Genomic DNA, 17,538 nt, shown 5'->3' with positions numbered 1-17,538 from the left:
ACGGTTTCGACCGATTTCTATGCGTGGGCGGTAAATTTAGCCTGATCGCCCGGAGTTTCCGCCGGCAAAGATTCCGTAGCGACGCAAGTTGCGTTATGGGTAGTTCATGAATCAGGTCGTCCGCTTTCTTCGCGCGACGCTGCGCTATGGCCTTTACGTGCTTGGCGCTCTCGCGGTCGCAGCTCTTCTCCTCGTCGCCTTCGTCGGCTTCACGACACCCGGCGCCCGTCTTGTCGCCTGGGCGATTGAAAAGTATGCGGCCACTCCCGACCAGATCGTGCGGATCGCCGACCCGAGCCCGCTGTTAACAGGGAAGTTCACCGCCGGCAGCGTGACGCTGTTCGACGGCGAGGGCATTTACGCGGAGGTTCGAGACCTCTCGCTCAACTGGTCGCCCGCGGCCCTCCTCTCCTTCCGTTTCGACGCCGCAGCGCTCTCGGCCGGCTCCATCCGCGTCGAGCGCCTGCCCGTGCCTTCGACGGAAACCAAGGAAGTGCGCTCGACCTTCGCGCTGCCTGTCGACGTCAAGATCGACGCGATTGACCTCAAGGAAATCGTCATCGGCAAGGCGATTGCCGGCGAGGACCAGTTCCTGACCGCGAGCGGCAAGGTCGACGCCACGAACGAAAGCATCGCACTGGCGGTCACCGCGGCGCAGCGCGACCGGCCCGAAGCCCGCGCCATCGCCGATATCGTCTTCAATCCGGCCGGCAACGAGTTGAAACTGGAAGCAACGGTCAACGAGCCCGCCAACGGCGTGCTGGCCAGGCTCCTGCGTCTGCCGAACGAACCCGCTGTCAACATAACGGTCACAGGCGAAGGTCCCCTTTCGGATTGGGCCGGAACCGGGACGGCAGCACTCGACGGCGTTGAGATCCTCAAGCTCGATGGCCGCCATGTCCAGACGACGGACGGCATGCACACGCTGACACTCGCCGGTGGCGGCGGCTTCGGTTCGCTGATGCCGCCGGCACTTCGGCCGATGTTCGAGGGCAGCACCAGCATCGATCTTGCCACCGCCTTCGACGGCAAGGGAATGGTGCGCGTCGACAAGGGCACCATCTCGACCGGCGCGCTCGCACTCAACGCGTCGGGCACGTTCAACAGCCAGGGCGACAACAATCTGCAGGCCAAACTTGCCGGCACCAACGGCGCGATCGATTTCCGCTGGCCGCTGGAAAAGGGCGAAGCTCGCGCCCTGATCAACACCGTCAACCTGTCGCTGATCGGCGACGCCCGGTCGGCCATCCTCGACTTGGCGGCGGATGTCGCCTCCGTCGCACTGCCGGAGGTGGCGCTCGGCGCGGTCAAGCTTTCGGCTCAAAGCGACGGCTTCAACCTCGCGACACAGTCGGGCCCGATCAAGACGACCGTCGAGGTCGGCCAGGCGGGCTTCGACAATGCCGATCTCGCACGACTGATCCAGGCGCCGATGAAGATCGTCGGCGACATCGTGGTTGCCACGGACAGCATCGCCTTCAACCCGGTGACGATCGAAAGCCCCGGCGTCGGCGGCACGGTCGAGGGCGCATTCTCCCGTGAAACCAACACGGTCGCTGCCACCTTCAAGCTCTTCGCGGTGCCGAGCGCCCTGCCGCCGGCAGCCGCGGCGAAATTCGACGGCACCATTGCGCTTGCCGGCAGCCTCAAGACCGGCGCCGACGGCAGCGTCACCATCGAGAACATCGATCTCAAATCAGGGACGATCGAAGCTGCCGGTTCCGTGGCGCTCGCCGGCGGCAACCTGACGGCGGATCTCAAGGGCGTCCTGCCGGATCTCGGCAAGCTGCTTGCCGATGCCAAGGGCAAGGCCGACTTCACCGCCGCCGTGACCGGGCCGCTTTCCGAACTCGGCATCAAGGCGGAACTGACCTCGAGCGGCGCGACACTCGCCGGTCGCACGCTGAGCGACCTGACGATCAAGGCCGACGCCACCGCGAACCAGAACAGCCCGCAGGCCAAGCTGACGGCAACCGGTGCGCTCGACGGCCAGCCGATCGACGTACGCGCCGACGTCGTATCGAAAGACGGTCGCACATCGATCCCGGTGCTCGAAGCCAGGATCGGCGAGAACACGCTCAACGGCACCATCAGCTTCACGCCCGACTTCAAGCCCGACGGCACCGTCGATTTCAAGCTTCCGGACCTTGGGCTGCTTGCCGCCATGGCCGGCCAGAAGGCGTCCGGCGACCTCGCCGGCTCGGCCGCGATCAAGACGACCAACGGCATCACCTCGATCGTGCTCAAGGCCGGCGGCAGCGGCATCAAGCGCGACGATCTGACGATCGCCAAGCCGACGGCCGACATTACCATTGCCGATCTGTCGGCGCTGGCGATCAAGGGCAGTGTGCGTGCGGAAACGATTGCGCAAGGCCCCAACCGGGTTTCCGGCTTGAGCCTCGACTTCACCCAGCAGGCGGGCAAGACCGGCTTTGCCATCGACGGCAGATATGACGGCGGACCGCTGACGGCCAAGGGCGATCTGACGAGTTCGAACGGCCGCACGGAAATCCGTCTTTCCTCCTTCGGCGCAACACCGAGGCAGATTGCGCTGAAGCTCGCGGCACCCACCGTGATCGTGATAGAGAAGGGCACCGTGCGCCTGAATGCTCTGACGGTCCAGGCATCGAGGGGCACTATCGCGGTCAGCGGCACCGCCGGTGAAAAGCTGGATATCACCGCGAAGCTCAACGCGCTTCCGGCTGCGCTCGTCAATGCCTTTGCCCCGAATCTCGGCGCGGAAGGCACCATCGCCGGCACCGTCGACGTCGACGGAACGGCAGCAGCACCGCTCGTCGCCTATAACCTCAAATGGTCCGGCGCTTCGCTTTCGGCGGCGCGCAGCGCAGGTGTCGGCGCCTTCGACATTTCAGCCGACGGCAGGTTTGCCAACAACCGAGTAACACTCGACACGACGCTGTCGGGCGCCGGCGGTCTCTCTTTCAGGGGTGGCGGCAATGTCGATATCGGCGGCAACATGCCGATATCGATGAGGTTCAACGGCAATGTGCCCTTCGCGCTGATCGCCAATCTGATGGCCGAGCAGGGCTTCACGCTCACCGGCCAGGCCGCCGTCAATCTCACGATATCGGGGTCGGCCAAGGCGCCGCAGATTGCCGGCACGATCACCACATCAGGCGGGCGCCTCGTCGACGTCCGGCGCAACCTCGCACTCAACAACCTGACGGCCAACGTGGCGCTCGACGGCAGGCAGGCGACGATCACAAGGCTTTCCGCCAACCTTGCAAGCGGCGGCTCGGTCGAGGTCAGCGGCACGGTCGGCACCGTTGCCGGTTCCGGCTTCCCGGCCAACCTGACGATCAGGCTCAACAACGCCAGCTATGTCGACGGCACGCTGTTCAACGCCCAGCTCGCCGGCGAGATGACTTTGACGGGTCCGCTGGTCGCCACGCCGACGCTCGGCGGCAGGGTAACGATCCGCAGGGCGGCGATAACCATCCCGGAGAAACTGCCGACCTCGCTGTCGGCGATAGATATCAAGCACAGGAATGCGCCGCCCAAGGTGAAGCAGATGGCGAGGGACCTGCGCAGGGACGAGAGGCCGGCAGGCGCCAATGCCAGCGGCGTCATTGCCTTCAACCTTGGTGTAACCGCCAACCAGGTCTTCGTGCGCGGGCGCGGCATCGATGCCGAACTCGGAGGCGATCTGACCATCCGCGGGACAGCCGTGCAGCCGACGATCTCAGGCGGTTTCGAGATGCGCCGCGGCCGCCTGGAAATCCTCGGCAAGCGCCTGACTTTTACCGACGGCACCATCGGTTTCGGTGGCGACCTGATCCCGACACTCGATCTCAAGGCGACCTCGACCTCGGGCGCGACGACCATCACCGTCAATGTCGCCGGCTTTGCCAACAATCCGCAGATCACCTTCTCGTCGTCGCCGGCCCTGCCGCAGGATGAAATATTGGCGCAGCTGATCTTCAACCGCTCACTGTCCAACCTCTCTGCCTTCCAGATCGCCCAGCTGGCCTCCGCTGTCAGCCAACTGGCCGGTGGCGGCTCGACCTCCCTGCTCGATGGCCTGCGCAACAAGCTCGGCGTCGACGATCTCGACGTCACCACCGACGAGAACGGCGGCGCCTCTGTGCGGGCCGGCAAGTATCTCAACGACCGCACTTACATCGAACTGCAGCAGGGCTCGGACTCGGGCTCCAGCAAGGCCGTAATCAATCTCGATGTCGGCAAGGGCGTCAAGCTCAAGGGCTCGGCCGCCGGCGACGGTTCGGCATCAGGCGGTATCTTCTTCGAAAAGGAATACTGAGGCGGCAGGTGACCAACGTCGCCTCGGCTGTAGCTGCGCCTACTTTCAACGCCAATGAACAAACCCGCGGATCGTTTCGATCCGCGGGTTTGTTCATTGGCGCCATTCGTCGTCGGGCGGCGATGCTGCCGATCGAGCGTCAGAGCCCAGGGCGAAAGTAGATACCGCTGAGCTTGCCATCGGGGGCGAGCGACAGGCCGCATTCGAGCGTTCCTCTTTCGAACCGCACGTCATAGACGTCGGAACCCTCCTGCAGCACGCCCTTGAACGCCACGCTCCGCAACGCCCCCAGACGGTCGAGTTCTGCCTTGACGATCGGTGCCTGTTCATGCGCGACCGCTGCAAGTGCCGGCATCATTGCGTCGTAGTCGGGCTCGCCGCGCTGATGCTCGGGAATGACGCGGCGAAGCAATGCCTCGCTGTCGGGAAACGGAATCTTGTCCTTCACCCGTTTCTCCAGGTCGTCGGCAACGGCACGCGCCTTTCTCTCGTCGATGCGCTTCGCCGGTTGTTCGTAGCCGCCCTGGTGCAGGACCACGCTTTCCACGTCACCCCGGTCGTTACGGATGAAGGAAAGCTATGCCTGGACGACCCGATAGAAGAACAGGTCGTCCGCTTCCGGGTAGATTTCAATCGCGCTCTGTCCGGTCAACTGCGCCATCAGTCCACCCTCGCAGCGGGTGATGCTGAGCACGTCGCCGGTCTCGAACTGAAAGTCGCCAACCAGTCCGTCATGTCTTTGCGGATCGAAGCGAACTTCCGTTCGCGGTCGCGCCTGCTCGTAGCGTCGCCATGCGACGGTATCCGGCGATAGGTCGGTCATCCTGGTCTCCTTGGCAAGCGTGATGAGTTCGCTGATCGAGACGGCCTGGCCGCTCGATATCTTCTTGAGCGCAGCGCCGATCAGCGACAGGCTGTGTTCGACCCGGTCGCGCAGATCGACGAGCGCCGATTGCTGGATCGTCAGCGTCTGGCCGAGATGCGGCGCGGTGCCGGCAAGCAGGATGGTGATCCGCGTCAGGCTGAGGCCGAGACGCTTCAGGGCGAGGATCTCCGTCAACCGGGCGATTTCCGCGCCGCCATAGAGCCGCCAGTTCTTTTCCGTCCGGCGCGGCGCGATCAGGCCCCGGTCTTCATAGACGCGCAGCGCCCTTACCGTCAGGCCGAGACGTTCGGCGCATTCCGCAGCGGTCAGAAGGTGGTCATGGTTTCGCTTGTCGCTCATGAAAGTCTCCTGAAATCGTCTTCTAAGCTATGACCTTAGGTTCGGCTCAAGCGATATTTTGTGCGGATTGCATCGAGATTGCACCAAGAACGAAAGCGTTCCGGCCAGGCCGACATGGATTTTGCACAATGCCGTCCCTACATGCCCTCCCGCCGCCGTTGCATGTTTTCATGCCTTGAGCCGTATCCGGTTTAGCGTTGAAAACATGTAGAGTTTCATGGTGCTACGGAGAGCCCTGTACGTCAGAGAGGACGCGCAGATCTGTCGTCTGCATTTTCAGCACAACGCATATTTTCAGGTGTTTCTTGTCTCTTCAGTTTCCCGATATCGATCTTCCGCCTGGTTTCGCACCGCTGCTCAAAGGCTATTCCTGGCGAAAGGACAGTCTTGGTCAGTCGGCATCGAGCGTCTTCCTGTTCGACGCCGAAGCTCGCACTCCTCTGGTTCTGAAGGTCGAGCCGTCTGGCCCCTTCGACGAGCTTGTCGATGAAGCCGAGCGCCTCGAATGGCTGGGCAAGCAGGGGATGCCTTGCCCGCGCGTCATCGCCCGCGACGAGTACGCACGCCGGAACTGGCTGCTGATGGAGGCGGTCGACGGCGTAGACCTCGCCTCAAGCTCCCTTGCTGCGTCAGAACAGGTGGTCCTGCTTGCCGAAGCGGTGCGTCGCATGCATGCGCTTGACGTCGAGGCGTGCCCCTTCGACCATCGGGTCGACGCACGCGTTGCGATCGCCAGGCTGCGCGCGGAGGCGGATCTGATCGATGTGACCGATTTCGATGAGGAGCGGCTCGGCAAGACCGCTGAAGAACTGTTCGTCGAGCTTCAGGCCAAAATCCCGCAGGAAGAAAAACTCGTCGTCACCCATGGCGACGCCTGCCTGCCGAACATCATCGTCAGGGATGGTCGCTTCGCCGGTTTCATCGATTGCAGTCGTCTCGGCGTTGCCGATCCCTACCAGGATCTGGCGCTGACCTGCCGCAGCATTGCCTACAATCTCGGGGAGGAATGGGTCCAGCCGTTTCTCGATCTCTACGGCGTCCGTCGCGCCGATCCCGATAGACTCGACTTCTACTGCCTGCTCGACGAGTTCTTCTGAGCGCGAGGCAAAGATGGCCCGCGCCGCCTACGCGGCGTCGCGGGCCTCAAGGTTCAGATCGACGATATCCGCATCCATAAGGTCGATATCTTCGAGGGCGTTGAACAAAGCCCAGATGTGGCCGAACGGATCGATGAAGGCACCGACGCGGTCTCCGGTCGACAGTGTCTCGGCCGGGTTCCTGAGTGCTGCACCCGCCCCGATTGCCCGGCCCATGACCCGGTCGACGTCTTTCACATGCAGTTCGAGAATGACAGCCGTCGTGCCAAGCGCGTGCGGCGACCTTGGCCCACCAAGCTTCGGCTCGGCGTCCCGGCGCGGATTGGCGCCGGCGATCCGGAAGACGGATTCGCCGATCCGAAGATCGGCGCTCGTCAGGATGCCGCTCGGCCATTCATGCCGCTGCACCAGTTCGGCGCCCAGCACGTCACGATAAAAAGCAATGGCGCGGTCCTCATCGCCATGCCGCACAAAAAGCTTCACACAGATCTGCCGATCGGCCAGCCTGCCGCCATTGATGACCATGACATCCTCCAATCTCGGGTGAGGCGCACATCATAGACAACCATGAGAACAAATCAAGAACAATTGCGTTGTAGCGACGTTTTTCACACTCTGCCAGGGTGGACCGAAGGCGCTAAAATGCGCCCGTCAGCTTGCTCGTTTTCAGCAGGATGTTCGTCTCCGTCACGGTGATACCGTCGATCAACCGGATCCGTCTCAGGGTCTCGTCGAACGACACCAGATCCCGATCCTCGAGTTCGGCGATGAAGTCCCAGCGGCCGTTGGTGCTGTGCAGCGCCCTGACCTGCGGCAGACCGCGCAACTGCTCGGCAACCCGGTCGGCCATCTTGCCGTGGACCTCGATCATCACCACGGCGCGCACCCCGGAGGCCGGAATTTCCGATCCGGTGCGAATGGTAAAGGCGGCGATCGTGCCGTTGGCGACCAGCCGCTCGATGCGGGCTGCAACGGTTGCGCGCGAGACGCCGGTGCGCGCCGAAAGGGTCGAAACCGGCAGGCGGGCATTCTGGCGCAAGGCGCTGATCAGCGCCTGATCGAGATCGTCCATGGTTCTCACTTTGCGAAATAAGACTTAGCAATCTGTCGATCTTATCTCTCCAATCGACAGTTTTCCATCTTTTTGCTGTCACGCGTTTTGACGATAATCCGCGCAACTCACGGAATCACCAGGAAGGAACGGGCGGATATGACCACCATCACGCTGATCGGCGCACCCATCGAAGAAGGTTCTGGACGACGCGGCGCGGCCATGGGGCCGACGGCGCTTCGCATCGCCGGTATCGACACCGTTCTGCGCGAGCTCGGCCACACGGTCTACGACGAGGGCGACGTCAAGCCGCTGCCGGCGCGCGACCTCGCCAACCACGCCGGCGCCAACAACCTGCAGATCGTCGCCGCCTTCGCCCGCGCGCTGCACGATTCGGTTCACGACACCGTTCGCAAGGGCCATTTCCCGATCATTCTGGGTGGCGACCACGCGCTGTCGATGGGTAGCGTTTCCGGCATGGCGCGTTACGCCGCCGAAGTCGGCCGCCCACTGTTCGTGCTCTGGCTCGATGCCCATGCCGACTTCAACTCTCCGGCAACGTCGCCGTCCGGCAACATGCACGGCATGCCGGTCGCCTTCTTCTGCGGCCAGGCTGAATTCACCCCGATCCTGCCGGCAGACCGGCCGATGGTCGATCCGACCAAGGTCTTCCAGGTCGGCATCCGCTCGGTCGATGACCGCGAGCGCGAAGAGATCGCCGAACACGGCGTGCGCGTCTACGACATGCGCGCGGTCGACGAACTCGGCATGGCGCACATCATGCGTCAAATTCTCGATGAAGTCCGCTCGGCCAACGGCCTCCTGCATGTCAGTCTCGACGTCGACTTCATGGATCCCGAGCTTGCACCGGGTGTCGGCACCACCGTTCCGGGCGGCGCCACCTTCCGCGAAGCCCACCTGATCATGGAAATGCTCTGGGAAAGCGATCTCGTCTCCTCCCTCGACGTCGTCGAACTGAACCCCTTCCTCGACGATCGCGGCAAGAGCGCGCGTGTCCTGGTCGAGCTGACGGCGAGCCTTTTCGGCCGCCGTGTCCTTGACCGCCCGACCCGCAGCGCCTGAGCCCCTGCATAATTCCTTGAAACGAAATCGTTTAAAGGGAAAATTATGCAGAAAATCAAAGTGCTACAGCGACCTTTGCGCGTCTGATTAGACGCGCGGCGCTGTAGAAAAATAACGGAGGACGACGGATGAACACCACGGCAGACCTGATCGAAACCGAATACCGGCTCGGCGCACACAACTACAAGCCCCTCGATGTCGTGCTTTCGCGTGGCGAAGGCGTCTATGTCTGGGACATGGAAGGCAATCGCTACCTCGACTGCCTGTCGGCCTATTCCGCCGTCAACCAGGGCCACTGCCACCCGAAGATCTTCCAGGCGATGATGGAGCAGGCGCAGAAGCTGACGCTGACATCCCGCGCCTTCCGCAACGACCAGCTCGCGCATTTCTATGAAGAAATCGCAGCGCTCACCGGTTCGCACAAGGTGCTGCCGATGAATTCGGGCGCCGAAGCCGTCGAGACCGCCGTCAAGGCCGTGCGCAAGTGGGGCTACGAGGTCAAGGGCGTCGCTGAAAACAAGGCCGAGATCATCGTCTGCTCCAACAATTTCCATGGCCGCACCATGGGTATCGTCGGCTTCTCGACCGATCCGGACGCGCGCACCGGCTTCGGCCCGTTTGCGCCCGGCTTCAAGGTCGTCCCCTTCGGCGACATCGATGCCTTCCGCGCCGCGATCACCGAGAACACTGTCGCCTTCCTGGTCGAGCCGATCCAGGGCGAAGCCGGCGTGCTGGTTCCGACCCCGGGCTACTTCCCGGCGGTACGCGAGCTCTGCACCAAACACGGCATCACGCTGATCCTCGACGAGATCCAGACGGGCCTCGGCCGCACCGGCAAGCTGCTTGCCGAAGAACATGAGGGCATCGAAGCCGACGTGACGCTGATCGGCAAGGCGCTTTCGGGCGGCTTCTATCCTGTCTCGGCCGTGCTTTCGAACTCTGAAGTCTTGGGCGTCCTGAAGCCCGGCCAGCATGGCTCGACCTTCGGCGGCAATCCGCTCGCCTGCGCCATTGCCCGCGCGGCGCTCAAAGCCCTGACCGAAGAAGGCATGATCGAGAACTCGGCGCGCATGGGCGACCGCTTCCAGAAGGGCTTGACCGACATCCGGTCGAACATCATCAAGGAAGTGCGCGGCCGCGGCCTGATGCTGGCGGTCGAGCTGGTGCCGGAAGCCGGTGGCGCCCGTAAATATTGTGAAGCGCTGAAGCAGCTCGGCATCCTTGCCAAGGACACCCACGGCGACACGATCCGCATCGCGCCGCCACTGGTCATCACCGCGGAACAGGTCGACTGGGCCGTGGAACAGTTCGCCAAGGTTCTCGCCTCGGCCTGACTTTCAGCCATCGTTGAATTTTCCCTTGCGCCCCGGCATCGACCGGGGCGCAAGTGGTATTAGCACTTGCAAAAGCAAGTCTTAACGAATCCCGGCCTATAGTCCCTTCCCAAAGCGCAAAGCGGTTCCTCCGCGCATGATGCAGCTGCGCCCCGCCGGATGTCGTCGGCGGACTTTTGAAAACGCTCCCCATCGGCTCAATGGCCGCGCCAGCCGCGACCGCACCGCACGGAGATGTAACGAGTTTGGCGGTGTCGCGCCCTTGGCGGCGTCGACCGGAAAGCTGGAAGGACCTTCGATGACAAGCACACTCAGGACGGCTGGTTTCGACGGCGAGACGCTGGAAATCATCGCGTTCCGCCTCCACGATCAGGAATTCTGCGTCAAGACCACCACGATCCGCGAGATCCGCGGCTGGGCGCCCTCCACCCCCATCCCGCATTCGCCGCCCGAGGTCATCGGCGTGATGAACCTGCGCGGCACCGTGATCCCGATCATCGACCTTGCCCACAAGCTCGGCATGAAATCGACCACGGCCAATGAGCGCAGCGCCATCGTCGTTGCGGAAGTCCACAACATGGTGATCGGCCTGGTGGTCGATCGCGTTTCCGACATCCTCACCGTCCAGGGCAACCAGGTGCAACCGGTTCCGGAAGTCACCGCCTCCTTCGACAAGAGCTTTGCCGAGGGCATCATCGCCAACGAGAACGGCATGATCTGCTTCCTCAACCTCGCGCGCATGTTCAAGGAACGCGAAGTCGAGGAAATGGCCGCCTAAACAACGAGGCAGGTCACCGTATCAGAGCCGCTTTGCCGCTGGGCAAGGCGGCTTTTTTTGTCCGCTCGGTCCGGGCTCAAAGCGCCGCGGGCGATTCGTAAACGATAAGTTGCTAATTCAACCTAGAAACAGCATGCGAGTTTTCACAACTCAAAACTGATAATTGCTATTTTAACAACTGCTTAATAATCCTGATACTAACGTAGATTGCATAAGCAAGACGTCATGGGCATGAACGCCCACGAGTTCGAACTCCCCTCAAAGCAAGAAAACGCTGACCCTTTTTAGGGCCGGCGGACGACGGACCAGACAATTTTCGGCATGCCGGCATTTGTCCTTGTCCCCGGAGCCTGCGCCGCTTTCGGCCCCGCACGCCCTGTCGACACCGCAAGCAACGAGTCCCGGCTTTCCGCTTGAAACAACAAGAACCAAATCAGAGGGTAATCATGTTCTCTTTCGGACGGAGCCTGGATTCGCGCCAGATCGTCGCCGCGCTGTCAAAGTCGCAGGCCATGATCCAGTTCGATCTCACGGGAAAAATTCTGACGGCCAACGAAAACTTCTGCCAGGCACTCGGCTACACCCTGCAGGAGATCGTCGGCCAGCACCACCGCATGTTCTGCGCACCGGATTATGTGCAGACGCAGGAATATCGCGATTTCTGGGCCCGGCTTGGACGTGGCGAATTTGACGCCAATGCCTACAAGCGCCTGGCCAAGGGCGGCCGCGAAATCTGGATCCAGGCGACCTACAACCCCGTCTTTCACAACGGCAAGCCCTACAAGGTCGTGAAGTTGGCAAGCGACATCACCGCCGCCAAGATCAAGGCGAATGAGGATGGCGGCAAGCTCGATGCCATCTCGAAATCGCAGGCAGTGATCGAATTCACCCCTTCAGGCGAGATCGTCACCGCCAACGAGAACTTCTGCAACGCGCTCGGCTACAGCCTGAAGGAAATTCAGGGCAGGCATCACAGCATGTTCTGCGATCCGACCTACGTGCAAGGCGCTGACTATGCCGAGTTCTGGAAGAAGCTGGCGGCCGGCGAGTTCATCTCCAACGAGTTCGTGCGCTACGGCAAGGGCGGCAAGGAGATCTGGATCCAGGCGGCCTACAATCCGATCCGCGACACGAACGGCAAGGTCTACAAGGTCGTCAAGTTCGCAACCGATGTCAGCGAACGCATGGGCGCGATCAAGGCGCTCGGCGTCGGCCTTCAGGCGCTTGCGGAAGGCGATCTCACCCACAGCCTGCCGACGCCCTTCGTTCCCAGCATGGAAGCGGTGCGCACCGACTTCAACGGCGCGATCGACCGGCTCTGTCGGGCCATGCAGACCGTTGGCGACAATGCCAACGCCATCGCCTCCGGAGCGCGCGAAATCCGCTCGGCCGCAGACGATCTTTCCAAACGCACGGAGCAGCAAGCCGCCTCGGTGGAGGAAACCGCAGCCGCACTCGATGAGATCACCACGACAGTCGCGGACTCCAGCCGCCGCGCCGAGGAGGCCGGCGGGCTGGTCGCCAAGACCAAGGCGGGAGCCGAGCGCTCCGGCAGCGTCGTCAAAAGCGCCATCGGTGCGATGGGTCAGATCGAGCAATCCTCACGCGAGATCTCCAACATCATCGGCGTCATCGACGACATTGCCTTCCAGACCAACCTCCTGGCATTGAATGCCGGCGTCGAAGCGGCGCGTGCCGGTGAAGCCGGCAAGGGTTTCGCCGTCGTCGCCCAGGAAGTACGCGAGCTTGCCCAACGCTCGGCCCAGGCCGCAAAGGAGATCAAGGCGCTGATCACCACCTCCAGCGACCACGTCAAGAACGGCGTATCGCTTGTCGGGCAGACGGGGGCAGCACTTGAGGAAATCTTGGTCCAGGTCCAGGAGATCAACCTCAACGTCTCGGCCATCGTCGAGGCCGCACGCGAGCAATCGACGGGGTTGAAGGAAATCAACCAGGCGGTCAACTCCATGGATCAGGCAACCCAGCAGAATGCCGCCATGGTGGAAGAAAGCACCGCTGCAAGCCACAACATGTCGCGGGAGGCCGAAGCTCTCCATGCCCTGCTCAGGCAGTTCCAGATCGGCCAGGGGACGGCGCAAATCGAGATGCCGCGCTACGGCGAGGATCGCCAGCAGACAACGCGCATGCACACACCCGCCCGCACCCTGCGCGGCGGACAAAGACAAGCCTTAGCCGCCGCACCATCAAACGACGGCTGGCAGAATTTCTGAGCGCAATCCCTGCACCCCGCGCTCAGGAATAGGGGAAGGCGGCGACCGGTCGCCGCCTTCCCTCAAATCTTTTTCCAGGACGGCATCGCCACCGCATCACGGTTGCCGATCCATGCCCCCGGCTCCGGGAATAGGGATTTTCAGAGGGTCGCCACCTGAGCCGCTTGTCGGCGCGGCCATGCCTCGGCAGCAACATCCGTCAGCTCGTTTCCGCAGAACGCCGGAGCGCCCGTTTCTGCCAGTCTCAGAGGATTCTGCCTGGTCAGGACAGGCAATCAATGTGCAGCCGTTCCGCCGCGGCGGTAATCGCCGCCGCCCTCAAGCCGCCTGCGGGCGCTTGATCTTCGAAGCCGCTTCGAGCACCAGCGGGTTCAAGCCCTCACCGCCGCCATCGATATGCTGGAACAGCTGCCGCCGCATGCGCGGCTCCCAATACTTGTTGATATGCGTCGCAACGCCCTGGGCGGCCTCGTCCTGCGGCTGGCTCTTGAAGAAGGTGGCGATCTGGTTTGCCATGTAGATCAGCTTGGCATTGGTGTCATGCGACATCGGCGACGGCTCCGGACTTGATGCGTTCGGCATGGGTGAAAATCTCGAATTCGTCGCCGCGCACCAGCGCGATCAGCGTCATGCCTGCGGCCTCGGCTGTGCGAATGGCAAGTGCGGTCGGCGCCGATATCGCGATGATGACGGGACTGCCGACAATTGCCGTCTTCTGCACCATCTCGACGGAAACGCGGCTGGTGACGACCACGGCACCGTCGCATCCGCGGAAGCCGGCACGCGCCGCCGCGCCGACGAGTTTGTCCAGCGCATTGTGGCGGCCGACGTCCTCGCGCACGGCGATCAATCCCCTGCCCGGCACATAGAACGCGGCGCCATGCACGGCGCGCGTTTCGAAATGCAGCGGCTGCTGGCCGTTCAAGAGCGCGACCGCCTTGACCACGTCTTCCTCCGACAGACGAAGCGTCGACGCAGAAACATCCGGTGTCGGCCGCACCGCTTGCTCGATCGATTCGATGCCACAGAGGCCGCAGCCGACAGGCCCCGCCATGTGGCGGCGTCGCAGGCGCAGCATATCGTTCTGTTTGTCTTTCAGCGTGATCTGCACGTCGATGCCGAGATTACCGGCCACTTCGTCGGCGATCGCCTCGACCGCTTCGATCTGGACGGGTTCGGTGACGATACCCTCGGTCAGACTGAAGCCGACGGCGAAATCCTCGAGATCGCCCGGTGTCGCCATCATTACCGCATGGGTCGAGCCGCCGAAGGTGAAGGCCACCGGCGTCTCCTCCGGCACCACGCGGGAACCGTCCCGCAAAGTCCCGTCGCGACGGGCGGCTTCCGGCACGGTCTTCGATATCTGGAACTTCGGCATGGATGGCCCGGACATTAAAACTACTCCGCAGCCTCAAGCTTGCCGGCGATCCGGCGCGACTGCCGCGCCTGCTCGTCATAATCCTGTTGCCAGTCCGACGGCCCGTTGGACGGCATCACCTGAACCGCGGTCACCTTGTATTCCGGGCAATTGGTCGCCCAGTCGGAGAAGTCGGTGGTGATGACGTTCGCCTGCGTCGTCGGATGGTGGAAGGTAGTGTAGACGACACCCGGCGCCACGCGATCGGTGATCAGCGAGCGCAACGTCGTCTCGCCGGCGCGGCTCGCGAGCCGGATCCAGTCGCCATCGCGGATGCCGCGCTGCTCGGCGTCGTGCGGGTGGATTTCCAGCCGGTCTTCCGCATGCCAGACGACATTGTCGGTGCGCCGCGTCTGGGCGCCGACATTGTACTGGCTGAGAATGCGGCCGGTGGTGAGCAACAGCGGGAAGCGCGGACCGGTGCGCTCGTCGGTCGCCACATATTCTGTGCGGATGAACTTGCCCTTGCCGCGCACGAAGCCGTCGACATGCATGATCGGCGATCCCTCGGGATGCTTCTCGTTGCAGGGCCACTGTACCGAGCCCATCTTTTCCAGATAGTCGTAGGAGACAAGCGCAAAGCTCGGCGTGGTCGCGGCGATCTCGTCCATGATTTCGGAGGGATGGCGGTAGTTCCAGTTCATGCCCATCGCCTGCGCGAGTTTCTGCGTCACCTCCCAGTCGGCATAGCCGTTCTTCGGCGTCATCACCTTGCGCACACGGTTGATGCGGCGCTCGGCATTGGTGAAGGTGCCGTCCTTCTCAAGGAAAGTCGAGCCCGGCAGGAAGACGTGGGCGTAGTTGGCGGTCTCGTTGAGGAAGAGGTCGTGCACCACGACGCATTCCATTGCCGCAAGGCCTGCGGCCACGTGCTTGGTGTCGGGGTCCGACTGCAGGATGTCCTCTCCCTGGATGTAAATGCCCTTGAAGGTGCCGTCGACGGCGGCGTCCAGCATGTTCGGGATGCGCAGGCCGGGCTCGTTGGAGATCTCGACACCCCAGAGCTTCTCGAAGGTCTCGCGCGTCGCATCGTCGGAGACGTGGCGGTATCCCGGCAGTTCGTGCGGGAACGAGCCCATGTCGCAGGAGCCCTGCACATTGTTCTGGCCCCGCAGCGGGTTCACACCGACGCCCGGCCGGCCGATGTTGCCGGTGACCATGGCCAGGTTGGCGATCGCCATGACCGTGGTCGAGCCCTGGCTGTGCTCGGTGACCCCCAGGCCGTAATAGATCGCGCCATTGCCGCCGGTGGCAAAGAGCCGTGCGGCACCGCGCACGAGATCGGCGGGAACGCCGGTATAGGCTTCGGTCGCCTCGGGGCTGTGATAGGGCTCGGCAACGAAGCTCGCCCAGTCCTCGTATTCCGACCAGTCGCAGCGCTCGCGAATAAACGCCTCGTTGGCGAGCCCTTCCGTGACGATCACATGCGCCAGTGACGTCAGAATTGCGACGTTGGTGCCGGGCTGCAGAGGCAGGTGATAGGATGCTTCGATATGCGGCGAGCGCACGATATCGGTGCGGCGCGGATCGATGACAATCAGCTTGGCACCCTCACGCAGCCGCTTCTTCAGCCGCGAAGCGAAGACCGGATGGCCATCGGTCGGATTGGCGCCGATAATGACGGCGACGTCGGTGAACTCGACGCTATCGAAATTCTGCGTGCCGGCGGAGGTGCCGAAGGCCTGGCCGAGGCCATAGCCGGTCGGCGAGTGGCAAACGCGGGCGCAGGTATCGACATTGTTGTTGCGAAAGCCGGCGCGCACCAGCTTCTGCACCAGATAGGTCTCTTCATTGGTGCAGCGCGACGAGGTGATGCCGCCAACGGAATCACGGCCATACTGGTACTGGATCCGCCGGAACTCGGCGGCCACATGCGCATAGGCCTCCTCCCACGTCACTTCGCGCCAGGGATCGGAGATTTTTTCGCGGATCATCGGGTTGAGGATGCGATCCTTGTGGGTCGAGTAGCCATAGGCAAACCGGCCCTTGACGCAGGAATGGCCGCGGTTCGCCTGGCCGTCCTTCCAGGGCACCATGCGCACCAGTTCCTCGCCGCGCATTTCCGCCTTGAACGAGCAGCCGACGCCGCAATAGGCGCAGGTGGTGACGACGGAATGCTCCGGCTGGCCGATCTCGATCACCGACTTTTCGGTGAGCGTCGCCGTCGGGCAGGCCTGCACGCAGGCACCGCAGGAGACGCATTCCGACGACATGAAGTCTTCCGCCATGCCGGCCGAAACACGGCTGTCGAAACCACGGCCGCCGATCGTCAGCGCGAACGTACCCTGCACTTCCTCGCAGGCACGCACGCAGCGCGAACAGACGATGCATTTCGCCGGATCATAGGTGAAGTAGGGATTGGATTCGTCCTTCGGCAGCCACTTGGCGTTGATGTCGCCATTGTTGCGTGCCTTGACGTGATTGTCACCTTCATAGCCGTAGCGAACGTCGCGAAGACCGACAGCGCCGGCCATGTCCTGCAGCTCGCAGTCGCCATTGGCCGCACAGGTCAGACAGTCGAGCGGGTGGTCGGAAATATAGAGTTCCATCACCCCGCGGCGAACGTCCTTCAGCCGCGGTGTCTGGGTCGAGACTTCGAGCCCCGGCGCCACCGGCGTGGTGCAGGAGGCCGGCATGCCGCCCCGGCCCTTGATCTCGACCAGACAGAGCCGGCAGGATCCGAAGGCGTCCATCATGTCGGAGGCGCAGAGCTTCGGCACCTCGATGCCGGCATCCATCGCCGCGCGCATGATCGAGGTTCCCTCGGGCACGGTGACCTCGCGGCCGTCGATGGTCAGCGTCACCATGGTTTCGGAGCGGGAGGCCGGGGTGCCATAGTCGATTTCATGAATGAGAGACATGTCGGGCCTCCTTGGAAGATACGTTCAAGGGCGCGGCGTTGGCGCCTGCTATTACCACCGGTGATGCGGGCATCCGCCCCTCATCCGGCTGCCGCCACCTTCTCCCCGCAGGCGGAGAGAAGGGAAATGCCGCACCCTTTCCCCTGGCCTCTGAGACCAGGTGAGCCTCGTCCCCTCTC

General features: G+C 63.0%; 13 protein-coding genes. 6 read left to right on the top strand and 7 right to left on the bottom strand.

Annotated elements, in window-relative coordinates:
* Positions 1–106 precede the first annotated feature (106 nt).
* A complete protein-coding gene (locus BLJAPNOD_RS04830) occupies positions 107–4,282 on the top strand; it encodes a translocation/assembly module TamB domain-containing protein (RefSeq protein ID WP_115419084.1) in 4,176 nt (1,391 codons plus the stop codon).
* A 139-nt stretch (positions 4,283–4,421) separates the two neighbouring features.
* Here the strand turns inward: BLJAPNOD_RS04830 and BLJAPNOD_RS35875 are convergent, their stop codons facing one another.
* Positions 4,422–4,829, bottom strand: coding sequence for a hypothetical protein (locus tag BLJAPNOD_RS35875; protein WP_244610876.1), 408 nt, complete (start codon positions 4,827–4,829; stop codon positions 4,422–4,424).
* A gap of 30 nt (positions 4,830–4,859) precedes the next feature.
* Positions 4,860–5,507 (bottom strand): MerR family transcriptional regulator, encoded by a 648-nt coding sequence (locus tag BLJAPNOD_RS35870; protein ID WP_244610875.1) that lies wholly within the window; start codon positions 5,505–5,507, stop codon positions 4,860–4,862.
* Positions 5,508–5,812: 305 nt separating this feature from the next.
* Between BLJAPNOD_RS35870 and BLJAPNOD_RS04820 the strand changes: the two genes are divergently transcribed.
* Positions 5,813–6,604 carry an APH(3') family aminoglycoside O-phosphotransferase gene (locus tag BLJAPNOD_RS04820; protein WP_115419083.1) on the top strand — a complete coding sequence of 264 codons (792 nt, stop codon included), beginning with the start codon at positions 5,813–5,815 and terminating at the stop codon, positions 6,602–6,604.
* Positions 6,605–6,631: 27 nt separating this feature from the next.
* Here the strand turns inward: BLJAPNOD_RS04820 and BLJAPNOD_RS04815 are convergent, their stop codons facing one another.
* On the bottom strand, positions 6,632–7,129 hold the full coding sequence (locus tag BLJAPNOD_RS04815; protein WP_077502190.1) for a VOC family protein: 498 nt from the start codon (positions 7,127–7,129) through the stop codon (positions 6,632–6,634).
* A 112-nt stretch (positions 7,130–7,241) separates the two neighbouring features.
* Entirely contained in the window at positions 7,242–7,676 is a 435-nt protein-coding gene (locus BLJAPNOD_RS04810) for an Lrp/AsnC family transcriptional regulator (RefSeq protein ID WP_115419082.1), read from the bottom strand.
* Positions 7,677–7,814: 138 nt separating this feature from the next.
* Here BLJAPNOD_RS04810 and rocF point away from each other — a divergent pair, with 138 nt between their 5' ends.
* From rocF to BLJAPNOD_RS04790, 4 genes are all read left to right on the top strand, one after another.
* A complete protein-coding gene (gene rocF / locus BLJAPNOD_RS04805; RefSeq protein ID WP_115419081.1) occupies positions 7,815–8,738 on the top strand; it encodes an arginase in 924 nt (307 codons plus the stop codon).
* A 128-nt stretch (positions 8,739–8,866) separates the two neighbouring features.
* Positions 8,867–10,072, top strand: coding sequence for an ornithine--oxo-acid transaminase (rocD, locus tag BLJAPNOD_RS04800; RefSeq protein WP_115419080.1), 1,206 nt, complete (start codon positions 8,867–8,869; stop codon positions 10,070–10,072).
* A gap of 298 nt (positions 10,073–10,370) precedes the next feature.
* Complete coding sequence (locus tag BLJAPNOD_RS04795; protein WP_025425030.1) at positions 10,371–10,850, top strand: chemotaxis protein CheW; 480 nt, start codon at positions 10,371–10,373, stop codon at positions 10,848–10,850.
* A 446-nt stretch (positions 10,851–11,296) separates the two neighbouring features.
* Complete coding sequence (locus BLJAPNOD_RS04790) at positions 11,297–13,081, top strand: PAS domain-containing methyl-accepting chemotaxis protein (protein WP_115419079.1); 1,785 nt, start codon at positions 11,297–11,299, stop codon at positions 13,079–13,081.
* Positions 13,082–13,399: 318 nt separating this feature from the next.
* On the opposite strand, the gene BLJAPNOD_RS04785 is transcribed toward BLJAPNOD_RS04790, so the two are convergent.
* From BLJAPNOD_RS04785 to fdhF, 3 genes are read right to left on the bottom strand one after another with little or no spacing between them, the layout of a single operon-like run.
* On the bottom strand, positions 13,400–13,630 hold the full coding sequence (locus BLJAPNOD_RS04785) for a formate dehydrogenase subunit delta (RefSeq protein ID WP_077502195.1): 231 nt from the start codon (positions 13,628–13,630) through the stop codon (positions 13,400–13,402).
* Positions 13,620–14,474: a formate dehydrogenase accessory sulfurtransferase FdhD gene (gene fdhD, locus BLJAPNOD_RS04780; protein WP_115419077.1), complete on the bottom strand. Its 855-nt coding sequence runs from the start codon at positions 14,472–14,474 to the stop codon at positions 13,620–13,622. The genes BLJAPNOD_RS04785 and fdhD overlap by 11 nt, the downstream gene beginning before the upstream one ends.
* A gap of 5 nt (positions 14,475–14,479) precedes the next feature.
* Positions 14,480–17,359 carry a formate dehydrogenase subunit alpha gene (fdhF, locus tag BLJAPNOD_RS04775; protein ID WP_115419076.1) on the bottom strand — a complete coding sequence of 960 codons (2,880 nt, stop codon included), beginning with the start codon at positions 17,357–17,359 and terminating at the stop codon, positions 14,480–14,482.
* Positions 17,360–17,538 lie beyond the last annotated feature (179 nt).

It is taken from the genome of Ensifer sp. M14 (assembly GCF_003355565.1).
Taxonomy (GTDB): Bacteria; Pseudomonadota; Alphaproteobacteria; order Rhizobiales; family Rhizobiaceae; genus Ensifer.
The sequence above is the reverse complement of the archived record's forward strand: the minus strand, read 5'-3'. Positions and strand labels throughout refer to the sequence as shown.